This is a genomic window from Mesosutterella faecium (genome assembly GCF_022809315.2).
GTDB classification, from domain to species: Bacteria; Pseudomonadota; Gammaproteobacteria; order Burkholderiales; family Burkholderiaceae_F; genus Mesosutterella; species Mesosutterella faecium.
Map to the genome: position 1 here is coordinate 2,031,846 of NZ_JAKZJU020000001.1, position 18,074 is coordinate 2,049,919.

12 protein-coding genes are annotated in these 18,074 nt (G+C 58.6%); 5 read left to right on the forward strand and 7 right to left on the reverse strand.

Annotated elements, in window-relative coordinates; genetic code table 11:
* Nucleotides 1–60 precede the first annotated feature (60 nt).
* Nucleotides 61–1,827, reverse strand: a complete 1,767-nt coding sequence (locus MUN46_RS09205) for a flavocytochrome c (protein WP_422732593.1) — start codon at nt 1,825–1,827, stop codon at nt 61–63.
* A 316-nt stretch (nt 1,828–2,143) separates the two neighbouring features.
* Here MUN46_RS09205 and MUN46_RS09210 point away from each other — a divergent pair, with 316 nt between their 5' ends.
* Complete coding sequence (locus MUN46_RS09210; protein WP_243377678.1) at nt 2,144–3,790, forward strand: HAL/PAL/TAL family ammonia-lyase; 1,647 nt, start codon at nt 2,144–2,146, stop codon at nt 3,788–3,790.
* Nucleotides 3,791–3,949: 159 nt separating this feature from the next.
* Here the strand turns inward: MUN46_RS09210 and MUN46_RS09215 are convergent, their stop codons facing one another.
* A complete protein-coding gene (locus MUN46_RS09215; protein WP_243377679.1) occupies nt 3,950–4,354 on the reverse strand; it encodes a (deoxy)nucleoside triphosphate pyrophosphohydrolase in 405 nt (134 codons plus the stop codon).
* Nucleotides 4,341–7,361 (reverse strand): DUF3427 domain-containing protein, encoded by a 3,021-nt coding sequence (locus MUN46_RS09220; protein ID WP_243377680.1) that lies wholly within the window; start codon nt 7,359–7,361, stop codon nt 4,341–4,343. The genes MUN46_RS09215 and MUN46_RS09220 overlap by 14 nt, the downstream gene beginning before the upstream one ends.
* Nucleotides 7,362–7,586: 225 nt before the next feature.
* Here MUN46_RS09220 and MUN46_RS09225 point away from each other — a divergent pair, with 225 nt between their 5' ends.
* Complete coding sequence (locus tag MUN46_RS09225; RefSeq protein WP_243377681.1) at nt 7,587–8,216, forward strand: LexA family protein; 630 nt, start codon at nt 7,587–7,589, stop codon at nt 8,214–8,216.
* Nucleotides 8,217–8,227: 11 nt separating this feature from the next.
* Nucleotides 8,228–8,806, forward strand: a complete 579-nt coding sequence (locus MUN46_RS09230; RefSeq protein WP_243377682.1) for a hypothetical protein — start codon at nt 8,228–8,230, stop codon at nt 8,804–8,806.
* Between the two features lie 92 nt (nt 8,807–8,898).
* On the opposite strand, the gene MUN46_RS09235 is transcribed toward MUN46_RS09230, so the two are convergent.
* From MUN46_RS09235 to MUN46_RS09250, 4 genes are all read right to left on the reverse strand, one after another.
* A complete protein-coding gene (locus MUN46_RS09235) occupies nt 8,899–10,365 on the reverse strand; it encodes an FAD-dependent oxidoreductase (protein WP_243377683.1) in 1,467 nt (488 codons plus the stop codon).
* A 118-nt stretch (nt 10,366–10,483) separates the two neighbouring features.
* Nucleotides 10,484–11,629, reverse strand: a complete 1,146-nt coding sequence (locus MUN46_RS09240) for a porin (protein WP_285230600.1) — start codon at nt 11,627–11,629, stop codon at nt 10,484–10,486.
* Nucleotides 11,630–11,673: 44 nt separating this feature from the next.
* The gene (locus MUN46_RS09245; protein ID WP_243377685.1) at nt 11,674–12,954 is read right to left on the reverse strand and encodes a hypothetical protein; all 1,281 of its coding nucleotides are present in this window, start codon (nt 12,952–12,954) and stop codon (nt 11,674–11,676) included.
* Nucleotides 12,955–13,234: 280 nt separating this feature from the next.
* A complete protein-coding gene (locus MUN46_RS09250) occupies nt 13,235–14,170 on the reverse strand; it encodes a LysR family transcriptional regulator (RefSeq protein WP_243377686.1) in 936 nt (311 codons plus the stop codon).
* Nucleotides 14,171–14,653: 483 nt separating this feature from the next.
* On the opposite strand from MUN46_RS09250, the gene MUN46_RS09255 reads away from it, so the two are divergent.
* Together MUN46_RS09255 and MUN46_RS09260 are read left to right on the forward strand one after the other, a co-directional pair.
* Nucleotides 14,654–16,246 (forward strand): IS1634 family transposase, encoded by a 1,593-nt coding sequence (locus MUN46_RS09255; RefSeq protein ID WP_285230601.1) that lies wholly within the window; start codon nt 14,654–14,656, stop codon nt 16,244–16,246.
* Nucleotides 16,247–16,293: 47 nt separating this feature from the next.
* On the forward strand, nt 16,294–18,060 hold the full coding sequence (locus tag MUN46_RS09260) for an IS1634 family transposase (protein ID WP_285230602.1): 1,767 nt from the start codon (nt 16,294–16,296) through the stop codon (nt 18,058–18,060).
* The last annotated feature ends 14 nt before the right edge of the window (nt 18,061–18,074 follow it).

Consider the following 18,074-nt stretch of genomic DNA (forward strand, 5'->3'; position numbering starts at 1 on the left):
GGAGAGAAAAGGGTTTGAAAGGGAGAGGACGGGGCTCTGCCCCCGTCTTCTTATTCGGATTTAGTTTTTGTTCCTGTAGGAGGCAGACAGCGCGTCCCAGGCCGCCGCTTCGCCCGCGATGCGGCCGAAGACCAGGATGTCGGTATAGGCGTTGCCGCCCAGACGGTTCGTGCCGTGAGTGACGCCGGTCGCCTCGCCCGCAGCGTAAAGCCCCGGAATCGGCTCGCCCTTGGCGTTCAGGGCCTGCGCCTTCGGATTAATGCGGATGCCGCCCATCGTGTGGTGGATGGAGGGCACGGCCTTCACGACGTAGTAGCGGCCCTGCGAGAGGTCGACCAGACCCGCACGGTGGTGGAAGTCGCGGTCATTGCCCTTGCCGGTCATGGAGTCGACGCGGTCAACGGTCGCCTTGAGGTTCTTGTATGGGATCTTCGTGAAGTCGGCGACGCACTTCAGGTCATCGCAGGTCTTCATGGTGCCGTTCTTCGTGAACGCGGCGTACTCGTCAGGGTGCGCCTCGACGGTCTTCGAGACGCTGCCGATCTTGTCGTTCCAGAGTACCCAGGTGTAGGCCCCGGGCTGCCTGAGGATCGCGTGCGAGATCACGTCGCGGCGCTCGAGTTCCTCGACGAAGCGCTCGCCCTTCTGGTTCAGGAGGATCGCGCCGTCAAATCGCGCGTCGGCGATGAGCTCGATCGTGCCCGAGACCGGGTCGCAGATCGGGTAGGTCTGGATGTACTGCATGTTCACGAGGCTCGCCCCTGCGCGCTCGGCCATGTAGAGGGCTTCGCCGGTCGCGCTCGGGGAGTCGGTCGACTTGAAGCGCTCGTCAAGCGACGGGTTGTACTTCTTCACCATCGCGGCGTTGTGGCCGAAGCCGCCGGTCGCGAGCACCACGCCGCCCTTCGCGTCGAACTCATAGGGGCGGCCGTCCATTTCAGCCTTGACGCCGGTCACGCGCCCCGTGGAATCGCGCAGCAGTTCCACGGCCTTCATGTTCGTAATCACGGGGATGCCGAGCGAGTCGGCCTTCGCCGAGAGCTTCGTGATGAACTCCGTCCCGGTCTGGCCCACGGGGATCAGGGCGCGCTTTCTCGTATGCCCGCCGAACATGAAGAGGTTGTCCGGCTCGAACCTCACCCCCACGTAGTCGCGGGCCCACTTCGCAGTTTCAAGCGCGTGCCCGGTGAGAGTGCGGATCACTGAGAGGTCGCCCTTCTTGTCGCCGCCGATATAGGTGTCCTGCGCGTGGCGCTCGGGCGAGTCGTCGAGAACGCCCAGCTTCGGCTGCACCCAGTTGCGGGCAACGTTCATCTCACCGCCTGAAATGAGGGAGTTGCCGCCGACCGAAGGCATCTTCTCCAGCACCACGACGCTCGCCCCGGTCCTCTTCGCCTCGATCGCGGCGGCAAAGCCCGCGCCGCCCGCGCCCACGACGACCACGTCATAGCCGCTCTTCGCGGGGATCGCCTTCGAGACCTTCTTCAGGGACTTCTGACCGTCCTTCGAGAGGGTGACGCCCGCCTTCTTCGCCGCGTCCTTCACCGCAGCGAGAAGGCCGCGCGAGGAGAAGGAGGCGCCGGAGACCACGTCGAGGTCGGCGGAATTGGTCTTTACGACATTGTCCTTCAGGTCCGTGAACACCTTCTTCGAGAGGACCGGGTTCTCCTGCTGGGAGAGGACCTTGATCGACTGGATGCGGTTCGCATCGAACGTGACCTCGACCTTGATCTCGCCGTCCTTGCCAACGCCGGTTCCGGTGGTGGTCACGGGGGAGGCGAAGGCCTGCAGGGCGAAGACGCTCATGACGGCAGCGGCCACTGCCATGGAAGCTTTGTTAAAACGCATTTTCTTTCCTTTAAACCGACTGGACGGTCTTTTTTATGACAGGCTCATTTAACCACCGCGGACCCACCAAAGCAAGTCTTTGCGGTTAGGTATTAACCCGTATTATCTAAGATGAACACCGCAGATCTCCATTATTAAAGCGGCGTTGGAACTAAGTCGGAAGAACTACTAATGTCGAAAACCCTCATAAACATACCGTCCGGTCGGTTTAATCCTATACTACGACCTCGTCGCACCCGGCGGGCTGAAGTGCCCCGACCCGGACAAGCGCCAAACACTCTATTGGAGAGATAAGATGATGAAGTTCAAACCCGCAGCCCTTGCCATAGGACTTGCCATGACCGCTACCAGCGCATTTGCCACCGTGACCCTGGACGGCCACTCGCTCACCCAGGCCGACGCCTGGAAGATCGCCGAAGGCGAGCCCGTCGCCATTTCGGACAAGGCCATGAAGTTCATGTCCGACTCGAACAAGCTCGTGCTGCTCGCCGCCCGTCAGGGCAAGGAAATCTACGGCCTCACCGTGGGCGTGGGCCTCAACAAGGACCATCACCTCTTTGACAAGACCGGGCGCCTCACCGAGCAGGCCCGCCAGGCCTCGATCGCCTTCAACCGCAACATCATCCGCTCGCACTCCGCCGGCTTCGGCCCGATGCTGGACAAGAAGATCGCAAGGCTCGCGATGGTGGTGCGCCTCAATACGCTTTTGACCGGCCGCTCCGGAGCCCAGCCGCGCGTGGCCGAGCTCTACCGCGACTTCCTCAACAAGGGCATCACCCCGATGATCCCTTCGCGCGGCTCGATCGGCGACGCTGACATCACGCTCGCCTCCCACGTGGGCTCGGTGATGATCGGCGAATGGAAGGCCGACGTCGACGGCAGGGAAATGACGGGCGCCGAAGCCCTGAAGGCGAAGGGCCTCCAGCCCCTCGTCCCGGAAGGCAAGGACGGCCTGGCGATCCTCTCCTCCAACTGCGTGGGCACGGCGCTCACCATGGAAGCCGCCCGCACGATGCACCAGGTGCTCAAGGTCTCGCCCGTGGTCTACGGACTTTCGCTTGAAGGCCTGAACGGCAACGTCACGCCGTTCCTCGCCCAGAGCGCAGCCTCGCACCCGCTGAAGGGCTTCCCCGAGATGGCGAAGACCCTGCGGCTTACCCTGAAGGGCTCCTACCTCTGGGACCTCGACAAGACCCGCAACCTGCAGGATCCCCTCTCCTTCCGCACGAGCGTCTACACGATGTCCGAGGCGAAGGTCGCACTCGATGAGCTCGACGGCCTGCTCAACACCCAGATCAACTCTTCCGACGACAACCCGGGCGTGATCCTCAATGCCACGCAGGAAGACCGCAGCACCCCTTACGTGAACCAGTGGTTCGTGGAGGGCGACGGGCTGAAGGGCGCCATCATCCCGAGCGCGAACTTCGAGCCGCTGCCGATCGCGATTGCCGCCCAGAAGGCCGCGATCGCCCTCACCCACGTCGCGCACAACAGCGCGAACCGCATGATGAGGCTTGACGACGACAACTTCTCGGGACTCTCGCGCTACCTCGCCTCCAAGGAGAACGTGTTCGGCCACGCCTTCGGCGCGACCGAGGACTCGATGGTCTCGCTCTACGCCGAAACGATCGACCTCGCCAACCCGATCTCCGTGCACGGCGCTGCGGTTGAAGGCACGATCGAGGACACGCACTCCAACCTGCCGCGCGTCGCCCAGCGCCTGAACCGCTCCGCGAACACGGTGCTTGACATGTACTCGATGGAGCTGCTGCACGCCGCCCAGGCCATCGACCTGCGCAAGATGAAGCAGACGAACGTCCGCCTCTCCGACAAGACCGGCGCTCTTTACAACGCCTACCGCAAGCAGGTTCCGTTCGTCGGCATGGACCGCGTCTACAGCGGCAACCTCCAGGCCGGCCGCAAGATCCTCGAGCAGTACTGATTTCGGCTGAGGTCTTTTCCTTCGGGAACGGAGGGTGGAAACAGGTTTTCCACCCTTCTCCCGCCAGGGGACATTCAAAGCGCGCGGGGCTTTTCCATTAAGCCTCTGCGCGCTTTTTCACTTCCCTTTCCTTTTGCCGGAAGACGCGGCCCCGGCCTTTCAGGAGCCCCGGGCCTCTTCAAGAAGAGGCTTCAGCTTCTGCACAGCCTCGACGTCGGCCGGCAGCCACGCCACGGTGTCCAGCTCGTCCTTCCCCAGCCACTTCGCTGCCTCGTGCTCGAGCAGCGTGATGCTGCCCTCCGCCACGGAGGCGAGAAAGCAGTGCATCGTGAGGTGAAACTTCGGGTAGTCGCACTCCACGGTGGTCACAAGCCGCTCGGGCCTGATCGTCACCTCTAGCTCCTCGCGGATCTCGCGCACGATCGCCTCCTGCGGGGTCTCGCCCGGCTCCACTTTGCCGCCGGGAAATTCCCAGCCGTCCTTGAAATCGCCGTAGCCGCGCTGGGTGGCGAGTATCTTCCCCTCGTGGTGGATGATGGCTGCCACGACTTCAATTCTCTTCATTGCTGCTCTCAAAATCATTGGTTAAATAATCATAAATGTCTTCGCGAACCGGGTGTTCCAGCTCATAGCGGATCTCGAAGGCCGCGTCGCCGGTCTGCAGCCTCACGGGCGCAGGATCCCCCACGGCGTTCATTTCGCCCAGGAAATAGAATGACTTCGCCTCCTTGTCGTCCTTGTTCTTGCGTACGAACAGATAGATCCGGTTGCCCCGATCCTCCGGCGTGCGCTTGAACATATGATCCGCGTCCGGCGAATCCACCCTCCTCTTCGTCTTCGAAAGCGCAATCAGGATGCGCTCGGACTCGAAGCGGTCCTCATAGGCGATCGCCTCTTCGGACTTCTCATAGTTCACGAACACCGGCAACGTTTTCGTTTCCTCGTCGTAGAAATAGCCGCCGATATTCTGGGCGGGCATGTTATGCGACCAATTGAGTAGCCGGCCCACGTCTTCGTAGGTGTACTTGCTGTAAAGCGCGAAATCAGTGTCTTTATAGCGGTCCCGGTACTCGCTGTTGTAGCGCCGCTTCATGTACTGCACGAGCTCTAAGAGCAGGCCGCGAAACTCAGGGTTCGCCTGGAGAGCGGCTTTGAACCGGGTCGAAATCCGATAGTCACCGCCTTCGGGCTCAAGAAAAACGCACGCCGAAGTCCGCTCCTGATCCAAGCTGTTCTTGCAGAACCGATTGGTAAGCACCAAACCGACGTTCTTCAAGTGCTGACCAGAAGCATTGATCCCGTAACTCTTCCAAAGCATCTCGCGAAGGCGGGCCATCACATGGTCGCGGCCTTGCAGAAGGTCCTCCAGGACGAGTGCTTCAGAAACTCGCTTGCTGTTTCCGAGCTTCGAGCACCAGAAGGTGAGCATCTGCTCGGCCTCGGGCGAGAGCCTCACTTTGTAATCGTTGTCATAAGCCTTCAAAAAGGCGTAATAGGACCCCAGGCTTTTGTTTTCAAAGAATTTCTGAACGTCGACCGCATTGTGCAGCTCGAAATCGACGAGCCTCGGGATCCGCCCAAGCTTGAACTTGAGCGTCCTGTAGGACTCTTTGAGGATCTGGATGCTGTTGGTTTGGGCTGAATCAATCGAAGAGAAGATGCGCCGCTCCACAATCCGGTCGAAATGGATGGTGGATGCTCCCGGCAGGTATTTTCTCGTTTCCGCCACAAAACGCCGAAGGTTGTCCTTGTTGTAGCTGCGGTCGCCCGAAAGCGCGATGGGGATCAGATAGTTGGTCTTATAGCGCCCGATGAAGTCGAGCACGACCACATAGTCCTTCCCTTTGGCCTTGCGAAGCCCGCGACCCAGCTGCTGAATGAAGATGATCGGGCTTTCGGTCGGGCGCAGCAAAAGCACCTGGTTCACTTCCGGGATGTCAACGCCTTCGTTGAAGATGTCGACTGTGAAGATGTAGTCGAGCCGAGCGGGCCCCTCGCCGTGCTCGAGGCGCTCGACCATGGCGGCGCGCTCTTCCTGAGAATCCTCCCCCGACAAAGCCTCGGAAGGAACGCCCCGCTCGGTGAACTTTCGGGCGAGCTCCTCGCATTCGCGGTTGGTCGAGCAGAAAGCCAAACCCTTCACCCGCTCGCCGCTGAACCTGAAGTAGCGGGCCTCGCGCAGCACGTGCTCCACCCGGACGTCGCTCGTGAGGAGATTGAAGCTCCGCTCATCCTCGATTTTTTCACCGTCCACTTCCAAGTCCGTGATGCCGTAGTAGTGGAAGGGACAGAGCAGATCGTTTTCGAGCGCCGTCTGCAGGTGGATCTCGTAGGCGATGTTGTTGTCGAAGAGCTTGTAGATATCAAAGCCGTCGGGGCGGTCGGGGCTCGCGGTCATGCCAAACCAAAACCGGGGCTTGAAAAAGCTCATGATTTTCTGGTAGCTTGCCGCTCCCGCCCGGTGCACCTCGTCGATGATGATGAAGTCGAACGCCTCCGGCCCGAAAGCCGCGAGGTTTTCGTCTTTCGACATCGTCTGCATGGTGGCGAAAGTGTATTTCGCGCCGCTGTCATGGCGGTGGCCGCTGTAGAGCCCGAAGTCGCCGAAGCCGCCGCCCAGCACCCGCTTGAAGCTAGCCATGGCTTGCCGCGCAATCTGCTCGCGGTGCACGAGGAAAAGGACGCACCGTGGAGCGATTTTCTTCACTGTGAAGGCGGAGGCATAAGTCTTGCCGGTCCCGGTCGCGGAAATGAGCAGCGCCCGTTTCTTGCCTTCGCGGTAAAGCTGATAGACGCTGTCCACCACACGGCGCTGCATGTCGTTGGGTTCGATCGCGGCCTGCTCGGGAGCTGGAGTCTTCTGCGGCCTCGGCACGAAGATCGGCCGCTTCTCCTCCCAGTCTTTTTCATAGCGCGGCAGCTCGGTCTTGAGGCTAAAGCTTAGAGGACTCGCCCAGAGGGACTCGAACTCCGAGACCAGGCGTTCAGTCACCTCCCCTTCGCGCTTTCCCACGAGCCTCACGTTCCATTCTCGGTTTTCCGTAAGCGCGGGGCTCGTGAGGTTTGAGCTTCCGACAATCATCCGGTAGAGGCCGCCCGCCTTGAAGACATAGCCCTTCGTGTGAAAGCCTTCTTCAGAGGAACAGCGAAAGAGCTTCGCCTCAATCGCGGGAGAGACGCTACCCTCCTGGTTCTTTTCGCGCGCGAAAGCGTTGAGCGACTCCACCATTTCCAGAAGCCGCCTTAAATCCTTGGGCTTGTTGAAATAGTTGAAGTCCGAAACCAGGATGCGGCCTCGACCGCCTCGGCAGACGAAGTCCTGCAGGTCCCCTTTGAGGAAGCTCAGTCCCGCCTCGGTGAAAAAGGCGACGCTGAAGAAGAACTCGCTGCTTCGCCGCAGCTCGTCCTGGAGCGCGACGTAGACATGAATGTTTCTCCGAGGCTCGTTGGAAAGAAACTTCGCACGATACGCGGGGTCGGAATAAACCGCCGATTCGTTGAGAAAGGACGTGCTGAAGCCTTCGAGCAGGCGCTTGTCCACACCGTCTACAGAATCATGTCTTTCAGTCATCGGGGCTCGTCGTCGTTTTGAACCGCTAGCTAATGGTCACCCCTGCAGCTTACCTCTTTTCCCGTCTTTCCTGGCCGAAGCCCTCTTTACGAGGAGCGAGAGCGCAGGCGGAGCACAGCAAAAACAGCCTTGCGGAACTGGCTTACGTCAGTTTGCAGATATTTCGTATACGAAAATAATTTCGTATACAATATTCAGCAAAGGGATCACGAAGAGTCGTTCATCATGGCAAAACCTAAATCCACAGCCCCAGCCCAAGAAAAGAAGCCGACAGGCCGCCCCCGCGTTGCAGCCGAGCTTCTAGAAACCAATCTGCAGGTGCGCGTGACGAAGAAGCTCGCTCAAAGCTGCCGGGAGCTGGGCGGCGCGAAGTTCATGCGCCCGCTCCTTGAATCGGCGGTGCGGCGCGCGGCAGCGCTCCAAAAGCTCGCGGCCTCAAAGCCCGCGGCGGACGACGCGGGCGACCCAAAGCTTCTGGCCATGACCGTTCAATGCGGGCTGCCCACGCCCGCAGGGGATTACTCGGAGCGCACCCTGTCGCTCACGGACTATTTCGTGAGGCACAAAGAGTCGACCATCATCATCGAGGCCCGGGGGGACTCCATGGTCGACGCCGGCATATTCGACGGGGACCTTCTCATTATTGATCGGTCCATCGAGCCTCGCAGCGGCGACATCGTCCTCGCCTTCCTTCAGGGCGACTTCACCCTCAAGCAGCTGCAGATCGTGAACGGCAAGCCAGAACTCCATCCCCAGAACAGCTCAGGGGCCTATCCGATCATCCGCCCCGGCGAATACGACGACTTCATGATCGAAGGCGTCCTCGTTGGTTCCGGCCGTAAATATCGGCACTAAGGAGAAAAAACATGGAAACGCAAAAGCAGCCGGAAAGCCAAATCGAAAAAGAGCCCATCAGAACAACGCGCTTCGGCAGGCACAGAGGCGAAGAAGACATCACGATCGAGTTCAGCGCGGACGGACACGCCTTTTCCGTCAAGGGCAAGAATATCGGCGGCCGAATCGTCCAGGCGATGGACGACGCCCTGGCCCCCGAGATACCCAAGGGATCCCTGCTGCTGGTGGACGAGAAGACGACTTCGATTGAGAAGGACGGCCTCTTTGTCTTCGACCAGTCAGTCCTTGGGGGCTACGACATCGCCTTTGTGGGAAAACTCAAAGACGGCAGATACCGCTACACCTCGGACTACAAAGCGCCCAAAATTCTCAGCGATCTCTCTAGCCTCAAACTGATCGGCCGCGTCTGGGAGGTTGAGGGGCGGGTGCCCTTCAAAACCTTGAGCGGCGAAAAGACGGAAGACGGCGGCATCAAAGTGAGGGAAGTCAAAGTCTCGATGATCTGGCTGCCGATCTGGCCGCGCGAGCACATGTTCTGGTGCCACGAAGACAAGAAATTTTCAAAGCCCGCCGCCCAGAGAGCGCTTTAAGACGCAAAGAGCGCAAGCACCATTAAAAATTGCGCGCGGGCGCACCAAGATGCGCCCGCATTCAAAATTCCTCTTCGAAAAACGGCCGGCTTTTACCGTTTTGCCAGTTGAGCCGCGTTTTGCCCTGCTATCCGGCCGAACGTCAGGCACTGAGCGAGGATTCCGCCTCCGTGATAGTCGTGGTAGTAGAGGTTCACCGTTTCGCCGGCTGCGTAAAGCCCCCGGATCGGCGTCCCGTCCTGCTCCGTGACCTGCGTCTTCGTGTTGATCGTGAGCCCGCCGTAGTCCATCGTGATGGAAGGCGTGAGCGGGAAGAAGGCGTAAAGCTTTCCGTTCAAATCCAGCTTCGAGGCGAGGCTCCTGCGGGGCGGATCAGCCTCCAGGGCCGAACCGTCCGCCTTCACCGCACGGTTGAAGGCTTCGAGCGTCGAGCGAAGGGCCGCCGCTGGAACGCCGAGCTTTCGGGCAAGCTCTTCGCACCCGTTGGCTTCGATCAGCCCGCCCTTGGCTTTTTCAAAAAGGGCGATGGACATCCCGATTCTCTTTTCCTTCTTTCTGAGCGCCTCGTCAAAAACAAGGGCGACGGTCTGGCGGGTCTGCTGCAGCGTCGCCTTGCCAAAGGACGCGTAGCCCTGGGATTCGTCCACAAACCGCCGGCCCTGCAGATTGATGCCCACGCAGTATGGTAGCGCCCTGGTCGGAGAGCCCCGTCCGCTGGGGCCGTTGTAGACCACCGGAAGATGAAGCGACTCTACGCCGGCCATGCCACGGGTCCCCGCGCCGATTTCCTGCGCGAGCGCGATCCCATCGCCCGTGATCCATTTGTTGCCGCGAATCAAAATGTTTGCTCCGCCCGGGTGCGCCGCTTCAAGCATCGCCCTGTTGGCTGAATAGCCGCCGGTGCCGAGGATGAGGGCCTTGCAGCGGATCTCTAGAAGCCCGGCCTTCGTCTGGCAGATCACGCCCGCAATTTCTCCCTTGGAGCCTAAGAGAATGCGCTTGGCCTTGGTCTCAAACAAGGCTGCGCCGCCCAGCCTGCGGTATTCCGAGTAAAGAGCGGAAAGGAGCTTTGGCATTCCCTGGTACTGACCGGGAGAGGCAAGCCTCACCCCAAGCCTCCAGGGGGCGGACTGCAGCCAGGGATTGAATTTCGCCCCGTGGCCCTCAGCCCATTGGACTGCGTCCAAGACGTTGTCGGCGAGCAAGCGGTAAAGATCCTTCCTGCCGCCACCGAGCGATTTCTTTGAGACATCTTCGACAAAAGCCTGGCGGGAGGCTTCCGAGCCATCGCGCGGCATCAGAAACGAGCCCATGCAGACCCGGGAATTGCCGCCTCGGAATTCCTCCTTCGCCTTGTCGATCATGAGGACCTTGGCGCCGGACTCGCGCGCCGAGAGAGCGGAAACGGTGCCCGAGAGGCCGCTGCCGATGACGAGAACGTCAGTCTCCAGGGTTTTCTCCGGCCTCCCCGTCACCCAGGCCAGGGCGGGTTCGGCCGCAAGCGCTCCAAGCGTAAGGCCCGCGGAGCTTAGAAAGAAGCTTCTTCTTGAAATATTCATGGATCCCTCCTTTCCCCGCATTGAGGTGATGCTCTGATGGGGCATCATCCCTGCTATGCCGAATCAAACCGCGCCCTTTCCTTCGGGAGAAAAGAAGGAAAGGGCGCTGAATCAAGCCTTAGAAGCTCGTGCAGAGCCCGGACACAAGGCTGAATTCGCTCGGCTTCGTCTCAGAGCGGCCGAAATCCATCTTGTCGCGAATGTAGCTCGCGCCTGCATAGAGGTAGGTCCGCTTGGAGAGGTTGTACTGATAGGCCAGAGAAGCGGAAATGCGCTTCGCCTCGTAATCCGAGTCGTTCACGAGTTCGGCATCGCGGTAGCCCAGCGAGGCCTTGAAGCTCCCGGCTAGAGCCGGGAACATCGCGCCCGCGAGCACGCCCCAGCCCTTCGTGATGGCGTCCGTCCCTTTCTTGAGCCTCGTGAGCTCATAGGGCGCGGGCAGCCCGTTCATGTTGTCGAAGTACTGCCCCGCGAGGAACACCGTGACCGGGGCGAACTTGTAGTTGCCGCCCAGCGTGAAGGCGTAGCCGTCGTCGGCCTTGCGGGTGGCCGCGGCGGTGTTGCTCCAGGCGATCCACTCGGCCGAGCCAAAGAGCGTGAGTGCGCTGTGCTTCCAGGTCGCCGCAAGGCCGCCGTAGCGGTCCGAGGAGGACTTGTTCTCGACGCCGGCCGCGTTCTTCAGGTCGTCGGTCTTTCCGGAATAGGCGGCGTAAAGGGTGGCGCCTCCAAAAGTGGGCGTCTTGTAGGCGAGGGCGTTGTCGGTCCGGCCCGAGTTGAAGCCGAAGACCGTCTTGTAGCCGCCCAGGTATCCGCCGCCCCAGCCGTGCGCGAACGGGCTGATGATTTTCGCTGCGATGCCCCAGGAGCCGAAGCCCGCCGTGAGGTGCTGGAGGCGCCCTGCGGCGATCTCTCCGTAGCGTCCCGACGCATAAACGGAGGCCTCGCGGCCGAAGAGCCGGTTGCCGACCGCAGAAGCGTAAGCGCCGTTGTCGGTGTCAAAGCCGCTTTCAAGCACGAAGCCCACTTTCGCGCCGTTGATGTCTTCCGAGCCTTTGAGCCCCCAGCGGCTGCCCTTGCTGATGCCCGAGCCCATGGACAAGGTGTCGGTGGAGTCCGCGCCGTTGTCGAGGTTCAGGTGCGTGTAGACGAGCCCTGTGTCGAGAACGCCGTAAATCGTGGTGGTGGGAGCCGCAAGCGCTGTTCCGGCGGCAAGCATCGAAGCGATCGCCGTCGCCTTGAAAATTGCATTCAATCCTTTTTTCATGGCTTAGGCGGAGGATCTTTGAACGACCCTCCGCTCCTTCAAGGTTATTTGTTGAATTCGATCGTCTGGCGGGTCGCGATGCCGCAGACGTTGTTCGGATGAAGCACAAACCAACGGTTCCAGTTGGGAAGATCGACGCGATAGGCCTTGCCGTTGGAGTCGCGGCCCGTATAGGTCACCATGTAGCGGTCCGGCATCGAGGCGCGCTTGCTCTCGTCCACCCAGAAGTAGGTCTTCTTCTTGCCCTCGGAAGCCTTCACGGCCTGGTCGACCTCGGCCTTCGTGCTCATCTGGCCCTTGTTGTTGTACTGGTTTTCGACCAGCATCTGGCCCTCGGAGGTGGGCTTCGCACCATTCTCGGGCTTGGCCGTTCCAAAGACGGCCTTGTTCTTGTAAGCGCTCAGGCGGTTGAGGAGGTTCAGGGGCGAAGTCCTCGGATAGCGCTGATCGAAGAAGGTGTAGCGGCTGCGCTCAGGCTCGAGCATGACGTTCGCGCAGTTCGTGTCACGCAGAGCCGCCTTGTAGCCCTTGCTCTTCAAGAGGTTGAAGCCCTTTTCGTTCGAATTGATCGCGTACTGCTTGTAAACGAAGGCGTTGTTCGGGTTCACCATGAGCGGACGCGCGAAGTAGTCAATCACGATCATCGAGGTCGGAATGACTTCGTAGACGTCCTCATAGGTGAGGAAGTCGCGGATCTCGCGGTCCTTCGCGTCCTGGAGGTCCTTGCCCTTGAGCGTCGGGCTGAATTTCCAAATGAGGCTCCACTCCTTGATCGTGGTGAGGCTGCGGTCCATGACGTGCGAGAGATGGTCGAGAATCGGGCGATCGTGTGCCTCGTCGCCCGTCAGGTCGCGACCGCGGTAGACCTTGAGGTCGCCCTTGAAGGAAATGCCGTAGGAGTCGTAGTAGTTCCAGCCGTAGTTCTTGAGCTCGTTGGGACGCAGCTGCTTCACCCAGGCGACCGAAAGACCAGTCCCGGAGCGGGAGGCGCGAAGGATTTTCCCGGAATCCTTGGCCGTGGTGCCGTAAAAGACGAACTTGCCTGTCGCCTCGTCGTAGTCCGGCGTGAGCTCCGCGGTGATCACTTCAGGCGTGTTGAGATCTGCGGTGCCGATCGCGAACATCTGCCGGCCGCCCTTCACCTTGTGCCCGTCAAAGACCGTGTCCCCGGTGTAGATGAAGTCCCTCACCATTTCGCGAAGCAGTTTCTGGCCCTCGGCTGTTTCGGTGAGCTTGATCGCCCCCGAATGAGACTCTCTTTTCTTCGTGGCCCCGGAAATCGCGTCGGGTTTTTCAGCCAGGGCCTGCTTCGTGGCAGCGGACACGCTGTCGGGTTTATTCTGCGCGTCAGCTGCGACGGCATTAAGGCTCAGCAGGCCAGCCGCAGCTGCGGCAAGGCAGGCGCTGCAATGCGGGTGATTTGCTTCATGTTTTCCTCTCCTTTAGAAGTAAATACCTAGCTCTTTTTACTTAAGTGATCCTAGTCCAAAGAAGCGGGTTGCTTTTACAATTTATTGAATGTATTGATTAAAAAGAAAGGCGAAAGGCTTCTGGTGCGATTTATGCATCAAAGGCAGGAAGGTCCGGCCGCGCTTTTTCTCCGGCCTACAGAGCGAGCCTTGTGATCTCCCGTCCTGCGGAAGCCATGACGTCTATTAACTGAAGAACCAACGAATCTGGTGACTTAGACTCGACAAGAGAGGTGTAGGCGTAGCCGCGAAGCTCCGGAAGCTCCCAGTCTTGAAGAATGACCTTGAGCCTTCCGTCTCTGATGTACTCCGATGCTAAAGTTGCAGGGCATCCGACAAAAATCCCGTTTCCCGCGGCCGCCCAGTCCGCAAGCAGAAGCGAATTGTCGGACAAGATTTTGAAGCTGAGCTCTCCCTTGTAGGTTGCGCCGGTCCTTTTCTGCCGAAAAGAGATGCCCTGAAGGAAATGGGCGTTCCCCGCGAGGGAAAATGGCCTTAAATCATCAGGATGATTGAGAGAGCCGTGCCTTTGAACAAAACCGGGAGAGGCGCAGCACAGCTTTTTATGCCGGGACACCACCCGCATCGCCACCCCGGGAATATCGGCCTTGTAGGCGGTAACGATGAGATCGACTCCTTTCCCCAGCCGCTCGAAGTAGGACTCGCTCGAGCTTAGGGATTCGTGCACGAAGCTGCATTCCGGATGGCTCTCGGAAAAAAGCGTGATGGCCCTTCTCAAAAAGACATTTGAAAAGCCGGTCGAGGCGAGAATGTGAAGCTTCTGCCCCGGCAGCGGCACGCCTTCCTTTATCTCCTCAATCGTCTTCCCAGAGACGTAAAGGAGCTGCCGCGCGTGGCCAAGCGCTGTCCGACCCATGGCCGTAAGCGAAGGCTCTTTCCCCTCCCTACTGAAAAGCTGAAAGCCCAGCCCCAACTCGAGTTTTCCGATTTTCCGACCCACGCTGGTCGCATCCAACCCCAGCTTCCGGCCCGCCTCATGAAAGGTGCGCGATCCGGCCGCCGTGACGAAAACCTTCCAAAGGTCGAGGTTGAAAAGCGGATCGTCTGCCATTGCGTTGCTCCTAAACACGCCTCCCGGCAAAGACCGGTGGAATCTCTAAAGCATCCCAGTCGGCCTGATTTGGTTCTTGAGCCAGCGGTATCGCAAGGCTGCAAGATTCCACAGCTTCCCTTACCGTCATTGCGGCTTTTTCTCCTGACTTTTACGTAAAAAGCCGTCCTTAACAAGGATAAATATCAATACAAACACAAACATGTGATACGTTGATGCTTATCAAGCTTTGTCGTAATTGCGTAGTTAGATTAGTGTTAATCATGATATGATTTAAATGTCTGATAGGAGCTTTCCCATGGCCATTTCCGTTTCAATCCGTAACGGTTTCAATTTAGGGACGCGATAATCGCGTCCCTTATCTTTCAGAATTTTCCCTAAAGCCCGCACCACCGGGCGTTTACCTCTATTTCTCAAACCTTGAAATTCGGGCCTGTATATGTCATAATTGGTATACCTAATAGGGTGGTTATAAAGACAGCTATGGCTACGACGGAAAAACCGGATTATGTGATTCAATTTCAGAAGTCCAAACCCAGGCAGACCGAGATCAAGAAAATCGGCGGCCGCTGGTATCTTTATGAGCGCTTCAGCAAATACGATCCGGAAATAAAGCGCAGCCGGAAAATATCCGGGAAATGCCTCGGAGCCATCACTCCCGAGGGGCTGGTGAAAACCACCCGCAGGCTCGCCGAGCCCAAGCCCGCTGTTCTGAACGATGTGGTTGCCGTGGGCAATGAAGTGTATTTCTGGGAAAACACGGCTCCCATGCGTCGGCGCCTCAGGAAATATTTTCCTGATCTTTGGCGGCAGATTTACACGGCCGTGTATGTCCGTTCGGCGCTGGATCCCCGATTCCGAAGGCTGCAGTCTCACTACGAAAACAGCCTGTTCTCCTACCTCTGCCCGGGCCTGTCCTTCCAAAGGCCGTGCATCAGGGATCTGCTCGAGCAGCTGGGCAGGAGCCGGGAGGCCATCCGAGGCTACATGCGGGAAGACCTTGAAGATCGGGAAGCCTTCATCCTTTTTGACGGGCACAGAATCCTGTCTGCCTCCCAGACCATGACGACGGCTGAACTGGGCTACGACTCCAAGTGCAGATTCAAGCCCCAGATCAATCTGGTGTACGTATTTTCGTTGGGCGAAGACACCGGGATGCCTTTGTATTACAAGCAGTATGCCGGGAGCACCCCCGACGTGAGCTGCTTCTCCGACCTGCTGCGCGAGACCTCGATGAACGGGAAAAACTACACCGTCATCGCCGACAAAGGCTTTGCGAGCGAGGATGGCTTCTGCCAGCTTGAGGACGATGGCCTGAAGTACCTGCTGCCCCTCAGGCGGAACTGCGCGGCAGCGGCGGATCTGATACCTGAGTCGCCCAGAGGCTACCAGAAGGGCTTCACGTATCACTCCCGCTCGATTCAGTACAGTTCCTTTGACTGCCAGGACAAAGCTTCACGGCTCCACATCTATTTCGATCCAGAGCTGTACTCCGATGAGATGGCTACGGCCACCGCCCGAATGGAAGCACAGAACCGCACCGTCGGACAGGCTCGCCAGGCGGAAGAAAACAGAAGAAAAAAGGGCAAGGGAAGACTGACCGACGCCGAACTGGAGGCTCTCAGGCCTGTGGAGCTCTCTGACATTCATGACGCCCATCCGGCGATGGGCGTCATCATCATTAAGACCAATCGGCTGGACCTGGAAGGCGAGGCTGTTTATTACATCTACAAGCAGCGCCAGAACATCGAGCAGTTCTTCAAAACCTATTCAGAGACCCTGGACTTCGAAGCCTCGTATATGCGCGGAGCAACCCAGGAGGAAGCGTGGCTGTTCCTGAACCATCTTGCGGCCGGCTTCTGCGTCAAAACCATCGAGGACATTTATTCCATCGGCGAAGGCAAAAACATTTCGTACAAGGACCTGACCAGCGGCCTGGAGAAAATCAGGGCGGCAAGATTGGGAAAATCGTGGCAGATGCCGCCCATTAAGAGGTCTACTGCCAGGCTGTGCGAAAAACTTGGCATTAACGTCACTGCCGAGAAAATCGAAAAATTGGTCGCCGGAACTGAGTAACGTACCTAAATTGAAACCGTTACGGTTCAATCAAGAAGTTCAAGGGTGTGGAATACGTTTACATTTGCGAAAGCTTCCGAGACCCGCTTACCCGCAAACCCACCAGCCGTGTGCTGACCAGCTACGGAAACAAAAAGAAGCTTCTTGAAAAAGACCCGGACGCCATGGAGAAGATCCAGAAACACGCCGAGCAGCTCAGGGCGGATTCTTCGCTGTACAGCCAGACGATCCAGGAAACCGTCTTGTCGCGGGTCGCCGCGCCAAGCGCGGCAAACCGGCGGCCCGACTGCAGGACCTGTACGCCGGCACCCTACAGGCTTCTGTGGGAGCAGCTGGGAATTTCAAATTATTTTCAGAACTATCGTCACAACTACCGGATCGGCTGGGACGTGGACAAGACGATTTTCTTTTCCGTCGTTTCACGGCTGATCGCCCCTTCCTCGAAGCGCTCCTCCTGGCTCAACAAGGAAAGATTCGTCTTTGACTTCAGTGACCTGCGCCTCGATCGGATTTACGACAGCCTGGACATTCTGGCCGACCGCAAGGAGGCCATCGTCAAAAAGCTCAATGACGGCATTGGGCGGCTCTACAAGCGCGACCTGACAATTGCGCTTTATGACGTGACCACACTGTATTTCGAGAGTTTTATTGAAGACGGCCTGCGCCGCCGGGGGATGAGCAAGGAGCATCGGACCCAGGAGACCCAGGTGGTGCTGGGGCTTCTGGTGGATGCAGAAGGCATTCCGTTCAATTACGAAATCTTCCCCGGAAACACAGCCGAAGTGCACACCCTGATGGAGGTCGTGAAGAAATTCAGCCGGGATTACGGAGTCCAGAATGTCACGGTGGTTGCAGACAGCGGGCTGAACCAGTACATCAATCTCGAGGCGCTGCAGGAATCCAATTTCAACTTCATTGTGGGCTTCCCTCCCTACATCAAGCTGTCTGTGTCGGACCAGCAGAAATTACTGGACTGCGACGGCTGGCACTGGAGCTCCAGTCCGGATGACCCTCGGTGGGGAATCAAGGAAATGCCTTTGTCCATTGAGCGCACGGTCGTGGACAAAAGCTCCGGCCAGCGAAGACCGGTCAGCCTCAAGGCCACCTGCATAGCCACCTATTCCGCCAAACGCTTTGAACACGACAGCCAGGAGCTTGAACTCAAGTGGCAGCGTGCTTCCGACCTTGTGGCAAGAGGCCCCGCCGCTGTGAAAGCGGCGGGGCGAAGCGGCTACAAAGCTTTTATCAAGCCGGGGACCACTAAAGTTGAGCTGAACTCAGCCCTTTACGACAAACGCCGCAAGTGGTGTGGATACATGGCGCTGCTCACCAATCTTGATTTGCAGAAGCACAAGCCCGCCGAAATCTACGGCCTTCTGCGGCAGCTCTGGCGCATTGAGAACAACTTTCGGATGCTCAAGACCGATCTTAGGGCCAGACCTGTGTTCGTTTGGACAGACCAGCATATCCGTGGGCATTTCGTCCTCAACTACATCGGCCTGGTTCTCCAGCGGCTTTTAATGAAGAAGCTGCGCGAGTCCGGTCTTGATGTTTCAGGCGCGGAACTCATTCGGGCGCTGGAATCAATGAAGATCAGCAGGCTGAAGGGGCTGAAGAAGGCTCAGTCTTTCCTCTACTGTTGCAGCAATGAGAACGCGGAGTCGCTCAGCGTCAGGAATGAAAAAGGAGATCTTCTCTCTTTACAGGAAGTTTGCGACAAGATCCTTAACGCCTGCGGGATCGAGCCTCTGAAAGACCTTGAGACGGCTGAAAGCATCCGCAGGAAATTCCATTCTCGCCTGCCTATGGCTTAAAAATTTACCTACAT